The following is a 16,225-nucleotide window of genomic DNA, read 5'->3' on the forward strand; positions in this document are numbered from 1 at the left end:
AGAGGAGTCCTCGGCATGACAACAAACAATTATGACTATGATTACCTCATTATTGGTTCAGGCTTTGGTGGTAGTGTTTCTGCTTGCCGTCTAACCGAAAAAGGCTACTCTGTTGCTGTAATGGAAATGGGGCGACGCTGGGAAGCTAAAGATTTTGCTAAAAATAACTGGAATACCCGTCGCTGGATTTGGCGTCCGGGCATGAAACTTTTCGGTTATTTCAACATGCGTTTTTTTCGCCATGTCACCATTATTTGCGGGAACGCCGTAGGTGGTGGCTCAATTACCTATGCCAATACCCTACTGGTTCCACCTGAACATATTTGGGATGAAGGTACATGGGCAGATGCAGCGGACTGGAAAAATGAAATGCCACAGCATTATGCTGAAGCAGAACGTATGCTTGGGGTGACTGATAATAAAATTTTCGGTCCTGCCGACCACATGCTCAAAAAAATGGGCGATGCAGTTGGTGTTGGACATACGTTTAAACCGACTCGTGTTGCAACGTTTTTTCCACCCGAAGGTGAACAAGGTGGTAAAACCTACCCTGACCCGTACTTTAACGGCGAAGGACCAGAACGCGGAACCTGTACCGCATGTGGCGGCTGTATGACAGGTTGCAAACACAACGCAAAAAACACCTTAGATAAAAACTATTTGTACTTTGCCGAAAAAAATGGTGCCAAGGTTTACGAAGAAACCAAAGTTGTTGACGTTAAACCACTCAATGGTAAAGCCGATGGCAGCGATGGTTATGAAGTTACGACTGAATGTTCAAGCTCATGGTTTAACAAACAACGTCGTACATGGCGTGTTCGTAATGTGATTTTCTCTGCATCGTCTTTAGGTACGCAAGAGATGTTGTTCCGTTTAAAACAGTCTGGTTCTCTGCCAAATATTTCTGATGATTTGGGTAATCGGGTTCGTACTAATGCCGAGTCGATTTTAGGCGTTCGCTTTTTTGGTAAAGATGTCGACATGAGTAAAGGTGTTGCCATTGGTTCAAGTATTTACCTTGACCATGACACCCACATTGAAGCGACACGTTACCAAACTGGCTCAGATGCCATGGGCCTCATGTGTACTTACATGGCTAAAGGCAAACCGGGTTGGACACGTATATTCTTTTGGCTATGGGCACTTATTTGCCATCCATTTATTTTCCTTCGCATGAGTAACCCTGTCAGTTTTGCACGCCAGACTTTAATTTTCTTGGTGATGCAAACCGCTGATGCCTCAATTAACATGCGCTTGAAACGTAATTGGTTCTGGCCTTTTGGCAAGGTGTTATCGAGCGAAGGTAAAAAGCTCCCTGTGTATATTCCGCAGGCCAATGCATTTACTGAAAAAGTCGCAAAAATGTTTAATGGTCACCCAATGACAACCATTACTGAAATTTTATTTAACGTGCCTTTTACAGCCCACTGTATGGGTGGTTGTGCAATTGCTTCAAGCCCAGAACGTGGCGTGATAGATGGACAAAACCGTGTCTTTAACTATAAAAACTTATACGTTGTAGATGGTTCAATGTTAGGTGCAAATTTAGGGGTTAACCCAAGTCTCACCATTACAGCTCTTGCAGAACGCGCAATGTCTTATATTCCAGCTAAACATACTTTGGATGAACAGCAAGATCATAGAGTAGAGGCAGAAACCATAGAGATCACCAAAGCTTCTGCTTAAAATAGAAATTTGTTTTATAAAAAAAGCCTCTTAAAAAATAGGCTTTTTTCTTTCGCTTTTTAAATTACATTGCTACGGCTTTAGCACGGGCTGCATGCAATTTTTTATAGCTCTCGATCAGACGTAAATGACGATCAAGTCCTTCTAGTTTCATACTTGTTGGTGTTAAACCATAGAAACGAACGCTACCCTCTACAGAACCTAATACTGCATCCATTCGTGTATCACCAAACATACGGCGGAAGTTAGTCAGATAGTCTTCAAGCTCTAGTTCTTCATCTAACATTACTTCCAGCACCACGTTCATGCACTGATAGAACAAGCCACGCTCAACGGTGTTGGTGTTATATTGCAAGTAAGTTTCGACGAGCTCTTTTGCTTCTTCAAATTGTTGTAAAGCCACATAAATTAGCAATTTCAGCTCTAAGATTGTGAGCTGTCCCCAAACTGTATTGTCATCAAATTCAATACCAATAAGTGTGGTGATTTCAGTGTAATCGTCTAGCTCACATTCCTCTAAGCGCTCAACCAATGCCTCAAGCTGTTCATCATCTAAACGGTGCAGATTTAGAATATCTTCACGGAATGAAAGTGCCTTATTGGTATTGTCCCAAATCAAATCTTCAACAAGATAAATTTCAGAATAATCTGGTACTAAAATACGGCAAGCGGTCGCACCTAAGTGCTCATAGACTGCCATATATACTTCTTTGCCCATTTCTTCGAGAATACCAAACAATGTTGCAGCTTCTTCTGCATTCGACTCTTCGCCTTCGCCAGAAAAATCCCACTCAACAAAGTCATAGTCAGATTTAGAGCTAAAGAAGCGCCAAGATACCAAACCACTTGAGTCAATAAAGTGCTCAACAAAGTTGTTTGGCTCAGTAACCGCATTACTTTGGAAAGTCGGTTGAGGCAAATCATTTAAGCCTTCAAAACTACGACCTTGAAGTAATTCTGTCAGACTACGTTCCAACGCAACTTCAAAACTTGGATGCGCACCGAAAGATGCAAACACCCCACCCGTACGTGGGTTCATTAAAGTCACACACATTACAGGGAACTGGCCGCCTAACGATGCATCTTTAACTAATACTGGGAAACCTTGCTCTTCTAAACCTTTAATACCAGCAACAATACTTGGGTATTTTGCTAATACGTCTTCAGGAACATCTGGAAGTGCAATTTCACCTTCTAAAATTTCACGTTTTACAGCACGTTCAAAAATTTCTGACAAGCATTGAACTTGGGCTTCTGCCAAAGTGTTGCCTGCACTCATACCATTACTTAAGTACAAGTTTTCAATTAAATTTGATGGAAAATAGACAATTTCACCATCAGACTGTCGCACAAAAGGTAGCGAGCAAATGCCGCGCTCTACGTTGCCTGAGTTGGTGTCATATAAATGTGTGCCAAGCAACTCATCATCTGGGTTATAAATCTCAAGACAGTATTCATCTAAGATTTCTTTAGGTAATTCCCCGTTTGGACCCGGTTTAAACCATTTTTCATCTGGATAATGCACAAATTCAGCATTGGCAATATCTTCACCCCAGAACTGGTCGTTATAGAAGAAGTTACAGTTTAAACGCTCAATGAACTCGCCTAATGCAGACGCTAAAGCACTTTCTTTAGTTGCACCTTTACCGTTGGTAAAACACATCGGAGACTGTGCATCACGAATATGTAACGACCATACATTTGGCACGATATTACGCCAAGATGCGATTTCAATTTTCATGCCTAAATTTGCCAAAATGGCAGACATATTGGCAATCGTTTCTTCTAATGGCAGGTCTTTACCTTGAATATAGGTATGGCTTTCTGAAGTTAGGCTTGGCAATAACAATGCTTGTGCATCTGCATCAATGCTTTCAACTTCTTCAATAATAAATTCGGGACCCGTTTGAATCACTTTTTTAACAGTACAACGGTCAATCGAACGTAAAATTCCTTGGCGATCTTTCTCTGAAATATCGGCTGGTAATTCAATCTGAATTTTAAACGTTTGCTTGTAGCGGTTTTCAGGATCAACAATATTATTTTGCGATAAACGAATATTATCGGTTGGGATATCTCGGGCTGCACAATACACTTTTACAAAGTACGCTGCACACAATGCGGAAGATGCTAAAAAATAGTCAAATGGGCCCGGTGCCGAACCGTCACCCTTGTAGCGAATTGGTTGATCGGCAATTACCGTAAAGTCATCGAACTTAGCTTCCTGTCGAAGATTGTCGAGATAATTAACCTTGATTTCCATGCTGGCACCTAAATATTTTTATGTGTCAGCACAGACACATAAAATTCTAAATATTGAAATATAAGCCGAATCACAGCGAAGAAATTGACTTAAAAAAATGAGAGATTAAAGCCATGTGTTTAATGAACGACTCAATTGGCTTTAATAAGATTGGCGGTATTATAGAGTGATTTTGTGAAGTTGATAACTAAAGTTAAAACATTGATGCTCACAATGCTTTAACTTGTCTTTAATTTACTTAAATATTGAGCATTAAAATTTAAAGGTGTAATCAATATTCAACCGTGTTTCATTTGCCGAGTGAAATGTCATATTACTTGGCATATCGTTACGATAGTGAGAAAAACGAGCTCGCATTCCCAAACCTTTTAACTTACCCTCGGGAATTTTATAGCCCAAATCAAATTCCATCGACTCCTCTTTAAAACGTTGGTCGCCATATTGCAGTAAATCAATGTCTTCACCTTTTGCATAGCGAGTCATAAAGCGCAGTCCATTTAATGAAACATCACCTACCCGCGCATTTTTAAAGTCATATTCATAACGAATCGAATAGACTTTTTCGTCTTTATTTGAATAGTCCGAACTCATAAAATCAAGCACGACTGGACTTTCAGTTCCCGACAAAAATGGCAGACCAGTCGAGCCAAACGACTGCATGTAACCCAAAGAAACAGTATGATTTTGATAGTTCAAACCAAATAAACCACTAATATGTCGGTTATCGACCTCTCCTATTTTTTTACTTCCAGTTTCTTCACTATTAAAAAAACGCACATCACTTAAAAAGTTAAGCTGATCATTTAAAGGTTGTTTGCCGTTAAAACCTAAAAACTGTTGCTGGTAAATATCTTTGAGTTCAGCATGATAAGCCCGTAGACGATAATCCTTTAACTGATAGCTTCCACCTAATGTATAAAAAGAATCGGTAGTTGCCGCTTTGTCAAAACGATGGTTAATATTGTCCGTTCCAACATCGGTATAACGAATTGAGTCGCGCTGACGTACTTCGTCGACATAAAAGCCTTCGAGTTGAAGATTTGGAATTTCATTTGAAACAAAGCGTATACCACGGTAAGTCTGAGGGAACAAACGTGCTGGCGATGAAAATAGGGTCGGTAATTGTGGAACTAAATCCCCCACAAAAAGCTCATTTTTTCTAAATTTAGCCTTCCCTGTAATGCCGATTTTTCCATAATAATCATCACGCGAATTATCGGTATTCACTGGCAATAAGCCACTACGTGCATAGTCATCAGCACGGCTTCCCATCAGGTTAAAACCTGCCATTGCCAGTACATCGACACCGAACCCAACTGTCCCTTCGGTATAACCAGACTGTCCTTTAAAAATTAAACCCTGCGCCCAATCTCTGGCTGCTGTATAGGGATATGGGTCTTTTTTATAGTCTCGGTCAAAGTAAAAATTACGTAGTGTCAGCTCAGCTTTACTGTCTTCAATAAACTCGGCATGGACAACTTGACTAAATAATGGGCACAAGCATACCCCCACCCACAATGGTGTCTTTTTCATTTTTTATCTCAACTATTTAATTTTTAATGGATTAAGGTGCTGTTTTAAGAGAGTAGTTTTGCTCTTTTTGACTGCGGTAAAAAGCATTGCCCAAACTTAAAATCAGGAAAATAGCCAAAATAAACACCACACCGTAATAGGCATACAGTGTTGCGGGTGCTATACCTTTATCCAGAAAAATGCCTGCAACCGTTGGCGATAAAATTGCCCCAATTCGTCCAAAACCAATTGCATAGCCCACGCCGCGACTACGAATTTCAGCATCGTAAATTGTTGGGGAAATAGAATATAAACCTGCCACACAGCCATTAATGAGTGTGCCAAGTAATAACCCCACCATGAGTGCAATACTGACTTGAGCGGAGACAGCGACAAATAGGAAAACACATGCCGAGGTTAGTCCTAAAAACAGGCTTAAGGCATAGAAGATTTTCATACGTGACGCCAATAAACCAATAATAGCCGCCCCGAAAATACCGCCAATACTAATTAAAATGCCGGTACTTACGCCTTGGTGTGGCGACATCCCCATTGAAATAAGAATTTTTGGTGTCCAGCTCATCACAAAGTAAAAGCCAAACATCACTAAAAAGAATGCAAACCACAAACAAAGCGTTTGAAATCCAAGTTGACCAGCAAATAATTTGCCCAGCTCACTGCCATTTTGCGTACTAATTTTTTCATAACGCGGCATAACTAGTAATTCGTTTAGCCCCATACGATTTACAGTGGCATTAATACGTTCTAGTGCCTGTTTTGGTCGTTTCGCGAGTAAATAATCTAGAGATTCAGGTAATAACCATGCGCTGATCAGCAGCATTGCAATGGTAGTAATGCCGCCTGCTAAAAAGATTGAGCGCCAACCTAAATGCTCAATCAATGCCAGTGATAGTACCCCGCCAAGTGTCGCGCCAATTCCATAACCAGTAGACATTAAACTAACAGCAAGACTGCGCCAGCGAGCATTTGCATATTCACTTGCCAGTACATTACTACTCGCAAGAATGCCGCCCACCCCAATTCCAGTAATAAACCGAAGTGCTGCCAACATGCCGTGGCTTTGTACAAAAGCACAGCCCAACATGCTCAGACCTGCAATAACAAGACAAACTAAGATGAGTAAACGGCGACCGATTTTATCGGCTAAAGGCGCTAGAAAAATGGAACCAGCAGCCATCCCAAAAAGGCCTGAACTAAGCAATAAGCCAATTTGTGCTCCTGAAAGTGACCATTCTGCTGACACGGATGGAGCAGTAAATGCCATTACCATCACGTCAAAGCCATCAATAATATTGAGACAAATACAGATCAAAATGACGAACCATTGGTAACGGCTCATGTTGTTTTGATTGATCTCACTTAGAACGTCTCTTTCCATTTGTGTATCTCCCTTGGATAAGACATACACACGACATTGCTGATATGAGCGATTGGGTGGTTATGCACATCCGTATCCATAATGACCTAGAGGAATATTTGTTTTTTGAGCATCCTGCTCTTTTTCTATACTGAATATTTGGATCCAAAAAATCAACTAAAATTATAAATGGATTATTAGAAAGTATATAAACACATAAATTATATAAGTATAAAATTATTAAAAACATAAAATTAGAATGCTTGAATATTTTTATGGATCCACATTAAAAAATCCATTATGATCGATTCCAGAGCATTTTTTAGCCAAAAAAGCTCAGTTTATTTCTAGGAAATGCAAGATGCATTTAGAAACTTCAAAGGATTGTTGTTATGAAACTCAAAAGAGTAAGCCAGCTTACATTGGGACTTTTTTTTGCCAGCCAATTGTTTTACACAACGCAAGCAGCACCTCCAAAAAATCAACAACCACCCAATATCATGATTATTTTGGCCGATGATCTTGGCTTTTCAGATATTGGCGCTTATGGCGGCGAAATTAAAACCCCTCATATTGATAGCCTATTAAAGCAAGGAAAAATGCTTTTTAATTTTCATGCTTCATCAATGTGCTCACCTACCCGTGCACAGCTTATGACAGGTGCAGATAACCACTTGGTGGGTTTAGGTGCGATGTATGAAACGTCAAAACGACAAGAAAAGTTGGTTGGAGCCAATAGCCCGCGTGCACTCCTCAAAATTGATGGCTATTCAGGGCACTTAACGCAAAATGCTTACACACTCGCAGAGATTTTAAAGACAAAAGATTATTACACCTTCATGGTCGGTAAATGGCACTTAGGCTATGCTCCCAACCAAAACCCTAAAGCCCGTGGTTTTGATCAATCTTTTGCTCTGCTCGATGGCTTCGATTTACACTTTAAAGACCAACCTAAAAACTATCCGCGTAATACCCAATACACAGAAAATGGTCAAAAAGTCACACTGCCTGATAACTACTATTCGACCGACTTTTTTACACAAAAAGCGTTTGAGTATTTAGACAAAAATAAAGCGCAAAAACCATTTTTTGCCTACCTCGCCTATACCGCTCCACACTGGCCGATACAGGCACCTGCTCATTACAGAGACTTATATAAAGGTAAATACAATCAAGGCTACGATGCAATTCGTAAGCAACGCTTTGAGAGACAAAAGCAACTAGGATTAATTCCTGCAAATGCAGAATACCCAGTCGAACGTGGCAATCAAGCTTTAGGCACCAAAAGCTGGAATGAACTTACACCACAAGAGCGCAAATACGAAGCGCGCAAAATGGAAGTTTATGCGGGCATGGTCACCCAGTTAGACGACCGCGTGGGTGATGTCATTCAATATCTTAAAAAGCATCATTTATATGACAATACTTTAATTGTATTTATGTCAGATAACGGCGCTGAGGGTGGTGATCATAATTTCCCAATGGGTGATGCCGACAATCGCTATGAAAATATAGGTAACGCTAGCTCATATCTATACATGAGACCACGCTGGGCAGAAGTAAGTAGTACGCCATTTACTTACTGGAAATCAGCCGCTTCAGAAGGCGGAGTTCGAGTTCCATTTATTGTTAAATCACCAACTCAGGTTTCTAAACAACATGGAATTAACAATAACTTTGCGACAGTCAGAGATATATTCCCAACCGTTATGGAACTAGCGGGTATTCAAAATAATCAAATCTATCCAGCTTCAAGCACTAAAATTAAACCGTCTGGTTTTAGCCTAATTCCTGCTTTTAAGGATAATACTGCCCGTATTCGTCCTGTTAATTATTATGACTTTAAAGAATTACATGGCAGCCGCTACGCTAAAACTGATGAATGGAAACTTGTTGAAAACTCACCTTCTAAATTTAAGAGTCATGGCTGGGAACTCTACAATTTAAAAACAGATTTTAATGAGCAACATAATGTTTATGCAGAACATCCTGAAATAGTCAAAGTCTTAAATGACAAATATTTAAGATATGCCGATGAAAACGGCGTTGTGGATTTTGAGCAATACAACAAAAAGTAGAGAAAACCAGATGAAACAAATCATAATGCTTTCATCTTTCCTCTTACTTTGTGCATGCCAAAAAACTACACCTCGACTAGAACAAAATCCTTTGCCCGACCTAGGCACTAAAGCTAAATGTTCTTCCTATTCAGGCCTTCCTTCGGGATGGCCTAACAATAAAGAAGCAGGCATGGTTAAACTTCCGCAAGGAAAAATTGTTTTAGGCACCACACATGGTTATGAAGATGAACGCCCATTAAACATACAGGCAACTTCAGTTCCCGCTTTTTTAATTGATGCAACTGAAGTCACCAACGCTCAATTTCAAGAGTTTGTTAAACAAACGGGTTATGTCACCGATGCAGAGAAGCAAGGCGGCGCAGCTATGTTTGTACAGCCAGATCATCCAGTTGAAGAACTACAATGGTGGCGATTTGAAAAAGGTGCCAATTGGAAACATCCATGGGGCTTAAACAACCCTAAACAACCCGCGCCTCATGAGCCTGTTCGCATGGTGACATGGAATGATGCCTACGCTTATGCGAACTGGCTAGGTCATGACTTACCGACTGAGCTTGAGTGGGAATATGCAGCCAAAGGTTTTCAACAAAATTCAGATATTGGCCCAACCCACGAAGGCCATATTGTAGCCAATTTCTGGCAAGGTGAATTTCCTTATAAAAACATTCAGGAAGATGGTTTTAAGGATGTTGCCCCTGTTGGTTGTTTTAGTAAAAACCCGTTTGGGTTATATGACTTGATTGGCAATGTATGGGAATGGACGCAAACACCCTATACAGGACCACGAGATCACCATATGGGAGATCCATCGAAATACCGGCAAAGTCACGAGCAGATTTTGCAATACACGATTAAAGGTGGGTCTTATTTATGCGCAACAAACTATTGCGCGCGTTATCGTGCTGCCGCGAGGCATCCACAAGAACTCGACCTCGCCACCAGCCATGTCGGATTTAGAACAGTAAAACGCTTTTAAACGGATTTAAAAATGAAGCATATTTTTATTTATGGGATTTTATTCTCAGGGACAACCCTTGCCTGCTGTTTAGCTCATAGTGAAGCAGATGTTAATTTTCAAAATACACTCACACTCAAAACATTTAACTTCGACAGACAATATGAAAATGGCACTAGCCCCGATACTCATAGCTTGAGCCAAGGCTTGATTTATCGTGGCGACTGGTCAACCAAACTGAATGAGGTTCAACTACACCTCAATCCAAGCATCCAATATGCTTATCGCCTAAGCAACGACCAACACACCAATGATATGGTCATACCATTTGACCCTAACACCAAGAAACAAGCACAAGACCAAGTTAAATATGGCTTAGGTGCTGGAGTTGAATATCAAAACTTTCGCATGAATATAGGTGAAATCACTCCCGATTCACCACTTACTCCACAAGTGGATACACATCAATTACGAGTGAACTATAAAGGCTTGGAATTAAAATATAAGACACCGCAACAAAATTTCGAGCTGGGTTTGATTAACCGTTATTCACCAAAAAACGAGGAGGACTACCACAAACTCGCCATTTCAAAATATGAATCTGACGGACTCTATTTCTTTCAATGGGATGGCAAAACACCTCAATATAATTGGAAATTTTATAATGGTTACTTAACAGATCTCATCAATCAAAGTTACTTTGCCTTTGATTATCAATGGTCAAAGCAGCACACTACAAAATTACGTGTGTTTCGCCACGATGATGTCGGCAAATCAAAGCTTGGTGAATATGACAATACATCTGTAGGCGCTATGCATTTCATTAAACATGGCAACTTTACAACTGGAATTGGATACCAAGAAAACTTTGGCAAAGATGGTATTCCAAAACTCGACAATATGCCCATCCCGCATATGGTGAACTGGACCTTAGGTGCGTTTACCAAAGCAGATGAAAAGTCTTATCATTTCGTTGCCTCGTATGACTTTAAAGACTACATCAAGGGCCTAAAAGTGACCTATAAATATATTTATGGCGATTCATTTCAAACGATGAATCAAAATGATTTTGAGCAAGAAAGTGATGTATTGATTCAGTACGACCTAAATGCTTGGATTAAAAATCTTAAGTTTCTTTTCTTAAATATTAATTACGACACCAAACACGGCAAAAGTCTGGATGAACAGCGCATGATGATTCACTACACTGTTAATTTCTAAATTTTCACTCTTCATAATGGCTTAACCATAGTCATTATGGATCCAAATTAAGATGAATAAAAATTTAGCCTCTAAAATTCAAAGTAAATACGAAAGTCTTCAATAGCAATTAAAAATCTACAAAACCACCAAATCTAAGGATCAATGTTTTTTTAAAAATATACTGCCTATCAATTGACCAATATTTTTATTTATTATAAATTGGATCCAATAAGTGATAAGGAGTCGTCACAATGTTTATTAAAAATGCTTGGTATGTTGCCTGCCGTCCAGAAGAAATCCAAGACAAACCATTAGGTCGCACTATTTGTGGTGAAAAAATTGTTTTTTATCACGGTAAAGAAAACCAAGTTGCAGCCGTTGAAGATTTTTGTCCCCATCGCGGCGCCCCACTTTCACTTGGCTATGTCGAAGATGGCAATCTTGTATGTGGTTATCATGGTTTAGTCATGGGCTGTGACGGAAAGACTGTTTCAATGCCAGCACAACGTGTAAATGGTTTCCCTTGCAACAAAGCATATGCAGTTATTGAAAAGTTTGGCTTTATTTGGGTATGGCCGGGTGAGAAAGCTTTAGCAGATGAAGCAAAACTGCCAACTTTAGAATGGGCAGATCACCCTGAATGGAGCTATGGCGGAGGCCTGTTTCATATTCAGTGTGACTATCGCTTGATGATCGACAACCTGATGGATTTAACCCACGAGACCTATGTTCACTCAAGCAGCATCGGACAAAAAGAAATTGATGAATCATTACCAGTCACTAAAGTTGATGGTGATCATGTCATTACCGAACGCTACATGGAAAATGTGATTGCACCTCCATTTTGGCAAATGGCCCTTCGCGGCAATCATTTGGCTGATGATGTACCTGTTGACCGTTGGCAACGTTGTCACTTCTTTGCGCCAAGTAATGTTCACATTGAAGTAGGTGTCGCACATGCTGGACATGGTGGTTATCACGCACCAAGTGACAAAAAAGTTTCCTCAATCGTGGTCGATTTTATTACGCCAGAAACCGAAACCTCACACTGGTATTTCTGGGGAATGGCGCGTAACTTCCAGCCAGATAATGCTGAACTCACCGATCAAATTCGTGAAGGCCAAGGCAAAATCTTTACTGAAGATTTAGAAATGCTGGAGCAACAGCAGCAAAATATTTTAAACAATCCACATCGCAAGTTACTCATGCTCAACATCGACGCAGGCGGTGTACAGTCTCGCAAGGTGATTGAGCGACTGCTTGCCGAAGAAAATAAAACACCTCCTGAAACGTCCACACAGAAGTTTCCAAACATTCGGATTATTTAAAGGAGCATGAACATGGACGTTATTATTCAAAAAATTCACCAGCTCACCCCGACCATTCGTGCTTTTGAATTGGTTGCAGCAAATGGTACAGAGCTACCAAATTTTGAAGCAGGTGCACATATTGATGTACATCTTAAAAATGGTCTAACCCGCCAATATTCACTTTCAAACTGCTGCACTGAAAAGCATCGCTATGTCATTGGTGTTTTACATGATGCTAACTCACGCGGTGGTTCACGTTGTATTCATACTGAATATCGTGAAGGCGACCATTTAAAGATTGGTGAACCTCGTAATTTATTTGAAATTCACCCTCACACAAAACAAGCGGTTTTATTTGCAGGTGGGATTGGTATTACTCCTATTTTGTCGATGGCGTATCGACTTAAGTCGACCAATATTCCTTTCGAATTGCACTATTTTGTTCGTAGTCATGAAATGATTGCTTTCTATGGCAACTTAACCGAGCACTTTGGTGACCAAGTCCATTTTCACATTCAAGACCAACCCGACACCGAATGTAATATGGCAGAGGTTTTAGGCCAAGCTTCACCAGATAGACACTTATATGTATGTGGACCAACAGGTTTTATGCAGTTTGTCATGAGCTCAGCCGAACAAGCAGGTTGGCATAGCGAACAGTTACATCAAGAGCATTTTGTTGCTCAAAAAGTAGATACGTCTAACGATGAAGCTTTCACTATTGAAGTGAAAGGTACGGGCCGTCGAATTGAAGTACTACCAGAGCAAACTGCTACTGAAGCATTAATTGCAAATGGTTTTGATATTCCTGTTTCGTGTGAACAAGGCATTTGTGGGACCTGTATTACCCGCGTGGTAGAAGGCACACCTGATCATCGGGATCTATTTATGACTGATGAGGAACATGCTTTGAACGACCAATTTACACCCTGCTGTTCTCGTGCAAAAACTAAAAATCTTGTGATTGAGCTTTAACTCGAAAGTTCCTTTATTCAAACATAAAGGAACTCATTTCATCTTAAGCACTTAAAACATTTCTGAGCGTTTCACCCAAAATCACTACACTACTGTGCTCACGCATTAAAGTTTCAGCACGCCCTGCCTGACGATGTACCAACGCATCAAAAATCGAACAATGCTGTAAATGTGCATAGTGCAAACGGCGATATTCAGACAAAGCTTGATTCTGGTCATAGGTAATGGCTTGAGCAGAAGCCATCGGCAATTGATTATTTTTCGCTAAGGCTTGTATGAGTGCGACGTTTTGCGCGCCCTCAATAATGGTGTCATGAAAAATGACGTTAAAATGGTGATAACGTTCTAGTTCAGCATCACCAAACTCGTCTTTATCATTAAATAGTTTTTCAGTTTCTTGAATGCAATGTTGCAGCGTCTTTTTCTGCTCTTCGCTTAAGCCTTGTTCTGCCAAAGTTTTCGCAGCTAATCCTTCCAGCACACCACGCACTTCAAGTGCATCATGAACAAGTTGTTCTGAAATTTCACGAACCGTGTAACCACGAGTTGGGTTTTTAATGAGGAGGCCTTCTTGCTCGAGCAAGCGAAAGGCAATACGAACAGGCTGCCTTGAAACACCAAGTAACTCGGCAGTCGGAATTTCGGCAATTCTGGCACCGCCTTCAAGTTCCCCTGAAATAATCATTTTTCTTAGTTTAAGTAAAACTTGTTGTCCTGAAGACATTCGCTGCCACACATCACCAAAAACGTCACTTCGATGCTAGCAAGTTCATTTGTAAAATGAAATAAATTTTCTGTGTGAATCAGTGCTTAAGCATTTCTATTAAGTTTAATAAATTAAATTGCAAACTACCTTTCATCAAAGGTTTTTAAGATTATTAACCATAATATCCAAATTATTACGGATTAAATAAGCCAAGTTAATATCAATGCCTTCAAGCATTTTTTCTTCAACTTTTAAAACCACTTCATTACATTTATTTAGCTTTTCGACACCGCTTTCAGTCAGGGTAATTAAAATACGGCGACCATGTGTTGGGTCTGGTTTTTTCTCAATCCAACCATTGACCAGTAAATCTTGCAAAATTTTGTTGGCCGATTGCGGCTTAATAAAAGAGCGCTCAGCAAGTTTGGCATTGGATACATTACTTTTTGAAGCTAAAACAGAAAGCGCAGTAAATTGCGGCAAGGTAATCTCAAGCTCTTTTAAATGTTCTGTTAAATGTTTACTAATAATTCGGTCAACACGAGCAATCATGTAACTTAACTTAGGCTCATCTTCTACTTTTTTTTGAACTGAATTCGAACGTACCATAACCTTTCAATCATCATAAGAAAATCTGTAGTGAAAGTATGAGGCACTAACCCCATACTTTCGTTAAAACTTAGCGAGCACCTGAGCTTTGTACTAAATGTACAGGCTGTTTAGGTTTTTTGACAAGAAGTAATGCAGAGATCGCTGCAATTAAAATCACCGGAATGCTTGAACCAATCACAATGGTCGAGCTTTGTCCAAGCGAGAGTAAAAACCCTGCCATTAAAGGCCCTGCAAACGAACCAATACGCCCGATTGCAACCGCTGCGCCAACTCCGGTTCCACGCATTTCGGTTGGATAATACATGGCTGCCAGACCATACAACGCAGATTGTCCACCCACAATGAATAAGCCACAACCCACTGCCGAAAGTGCTAGTAAAGCCACTGTTGGAGAAATTGCTAAACAGCACAGTGAGAATAAAATGCCGAGATAAATCAGCTTAATCACAAAGCTCATGCGTAATTTATCAAGCAATACGCCCATGAGAATCGAACCTAAAATTCCACCCACGTTATAGCCCATCTGCACATAATTTGCCTGTAGTTTTGATAGACCTTGCGCACCCATCAGCAATGGCAACCAGTTCAACAAGAAATAAAGTACCACCAGCGTACAGAAAAAGCTTATCCAAAGCTGAATGGTTGACATACGACGTTCTTTGGCAAATAAAACTTCAAAGAATGGTGTCGTTTTTTGCGCTTGAACTTTTCGTTGCAGGTAGTCATTTGACTCTGGTAAAAAGCGCATAATCAGTGGAATGAGTAAAATAGGTGCAATCCCACCAATATAGAAAATATGACGCCACTCTGCATCGCCTGCCAACGACATAGCAACCACAGAAGTGAGTAATCCGCCAAAAGGAATACCGCTATACATAATGCTCACTGCGGTGCCTTTGTGCTGGTCAGGTACAGCTTCAGAGGCAAGTGTAATCATCATTGGTAATGCCCCACCCATTCCTAAACCTGTACAAAAACGAATGAGTAATAGCAAACTGAAGTTAGCTGCATAAGCCGTTAGCAAAGACATAATTCCAAAAAGTAAAATACTAAAAATCAGAATTTTCTTACGCCCTACAATATCAGCAAACCGACCGCCTAATATCGCACCTGGTAACGTCCCTAAAATTGCAGCACTAAATGCCCACGCCATCTGGGCATTGTCTAACATAAACTCAGCCCGCATTCGTGGAGCGGCTACCCCCATTGATTGAAGATCAAACCCTTCAAAAATTGCTATGGCAAAGCACAGTAGCAACGTTATTTTTGCCCTTGAAGGCTGTCCTGATATTTTTTTCATTGTGTTGTCCTTTATTGACTAGTCGTTCCATTTAGCCCTTTGTGTATTATTGTTTAAACACACCAAAAATATCAGTTAAACTTACTAAAAAATCAACATATTTTTATATTAAATCATCGGTAAAATTAATTAATATTTAAAATACAATGGATTATAAAATATTTATGAAATTTTACAAAAAAGACTTGAATGTAAGTTTAACTGATATTAAATTAAATCCCAGAACAGCAAAAAATCATTCAAG

Annotated in this window: 12 protein-coding genes; 6 read left to right on the forward strand and 6 right to left on the reverse strand. The window is 40.0% G+C overall.

Annotated elements, in window-relative coordinates:
* Positions 1–15: 15 nt before the first annotated feature.
* On the forward strand, positions 16–1,686 hold the full coding sequence (locus tag NE363_RS12700; RefSeq protein WP_445535195.1) for a GMC family oxidoreductase: 1,671 nt from the start codon (positions 16–18) through the stop codon (positions 1,684–1,686).
* Between the two features lie 64 nt (positions 1,687–1,750).
* Here NE363_RS12700 and NE363_RS12705 read toward each other — a convergent pair whose 3' ends face one another.
* From NE363_RS12705 to NE363_RS12715, 3 genes are all read right to left on the reverse strand, one after another.
* A complete protein-coding gene (locus tag NE363_RS12705) occupies positions 1,751–3,949 on the reverse strand; it encodes an OsmC domain/YcaO domain-containing protein (RefSeq protein WP_445535196.1) in 2,199 nt (732 codons plus the stop codon).
* A 252-nt stretch (positions 3,950–4,201) separates the two neighbouring features.
* Entirely contained in the window at positions 4,202–5,482 is a 1,281-nt protein-coding gene (locus tag NE363_RS12710) for an OprD family outer membrane porin (RefSeq protein ID WP_445535197.1), read from the reverse strand.
* A gap of 31 nt (positions 5,483–5,513) precedes the next feature.
* Positions 5,514–6,860: an MFS transporter gene (locus NE363_RS12715; RefSeq protein ID WP_445535198.1), complete on the reverse strand. Its 1,347-nt coding sequence runs from the start codon at positions 6,858–6,860 to the stop codon at positions 5,514–5,516.
* Positions 6,861–7,231: 371 nt separating this feature from the next.
* Between NE363_RS12715 and NE363_RS12720 the strand changes: the two genes are divergently transcribed.
* The 5 genes from NE363_RS12720 (at position 7,232) to NE363_RS12740 (ending at position 13,363) form a co-directional block, all read left to right on the forward strand.
* Complete coding sequence (locus tag NE363_RS12720) at positions 7,232–8,917, forward strand: arylsulfatase (protein WP_445535199.1); 1,686 nt, start codon at positions 7,232–7,234, stop codon at positions 8,915–8,917.
* 25 nt (positions 8,918–8,942) lie between these two features.
* Positions 8,943–9,896 carry a formylglycine-generating enzyme family protein gene (locus NE363_RS12725; protein ID WP_445536389.1) on the forward strand — a complete coding sequence of 318 codons (954 nt, stop codon included), beginning with the start codon at positions 8,943–8,945 and terminating at the stop codon, positions 9,894–9,896.
* Between the two features lie 12 nt (positions 9,897–9,908).
* Positions 9,909–11,096, forward strand: a complete 1,188-nt coding sequence (locus NE363_RS12730) for an OprD family outer membrane porin (RefSeq protein ID WP_445535200.1) — start codon at positions 9,909–9,911, stop codon at positions 11,094–11,096.
* Between the two features lie 233 nt (positions 11,097–11,329).
* The gene (locus tag NE363_RS12735; protein WP_445535201.1) at positions 11,330–12,406 is read left to right on the forward strand and encodes an aromatic ring-hydroxylating dioxygenase subunit alpha; all 1,077 of its coding nucleotides are present in this window, start codon (positions 11,330–11,332) and stop codon (positions 12,404–12,406) included.
* Positions 12,407–12,418: 12 nt separating this feature from the next.
* The gene (locus tag NE363_RS12740) at positions 12,419–13,363 is read left to right on the forward strand and encodes a PDR/VanB family oxidoreductase (protein ID WP_039253818.1); all 945 of its coding nucleotides are present in this window, start codon (positions 12,419–12,421) and stop codon (positions 13,361–13,363) included.
* A gap of 43 nt (positions 13,364–13,406) precedes the next feature.
* Here NE363_RS12740 and NE363_RS12745 read toward each other — a convergent pair whose 3' ends face one another.
* The 3 genes from NE363_RS12745 to mhpT form a co-directional block, all read right to left on the reverse strand.
* Positions 13,407–14,099, reverse strand: a complete 693-nt coding sequence (locus tag NE363_RS12745; protein WP_077162611.1) for a GntR family transcriptional regulator — start codon at positions 14,097–14,099, stop codon at positions 13,407–13,409.
* Between the two features lie 123 nt (positions 14,100–14,222).
* The gene (locus NE363_RS12750; protein WP_005070428.1) at positions 14,223–14,678 is read right to left on the reverse strand and encodes a MarR family winged helix-turn-helix transcriptional regulator; all 456 of its coding nucleotides are present in this window, start codon (positions 14,676–14,678) and stop codon (positions 14,223–14,225) included.
* Positions 14,679–14,748: 70 nt separating this feature from the next.
* Positions 14,749–15,981: a 3-(3-hydroxy-phenyl)propionate transporter MhpT gene (mhpT, locus tag NE363_RS12755; RefSeq protein WP_445535202.1), complete on the reverse strand. Its 1,233-nt coding sequence runs from the start codon at positions 15,979–15,981 to the stop codon at positions 14,749–14,751.
* Positions 15,982–16,225: the final 244 nt, after the last annotated feature.

The organism is Acinetobacter sp. G18 (assembly GCF_052660225.1).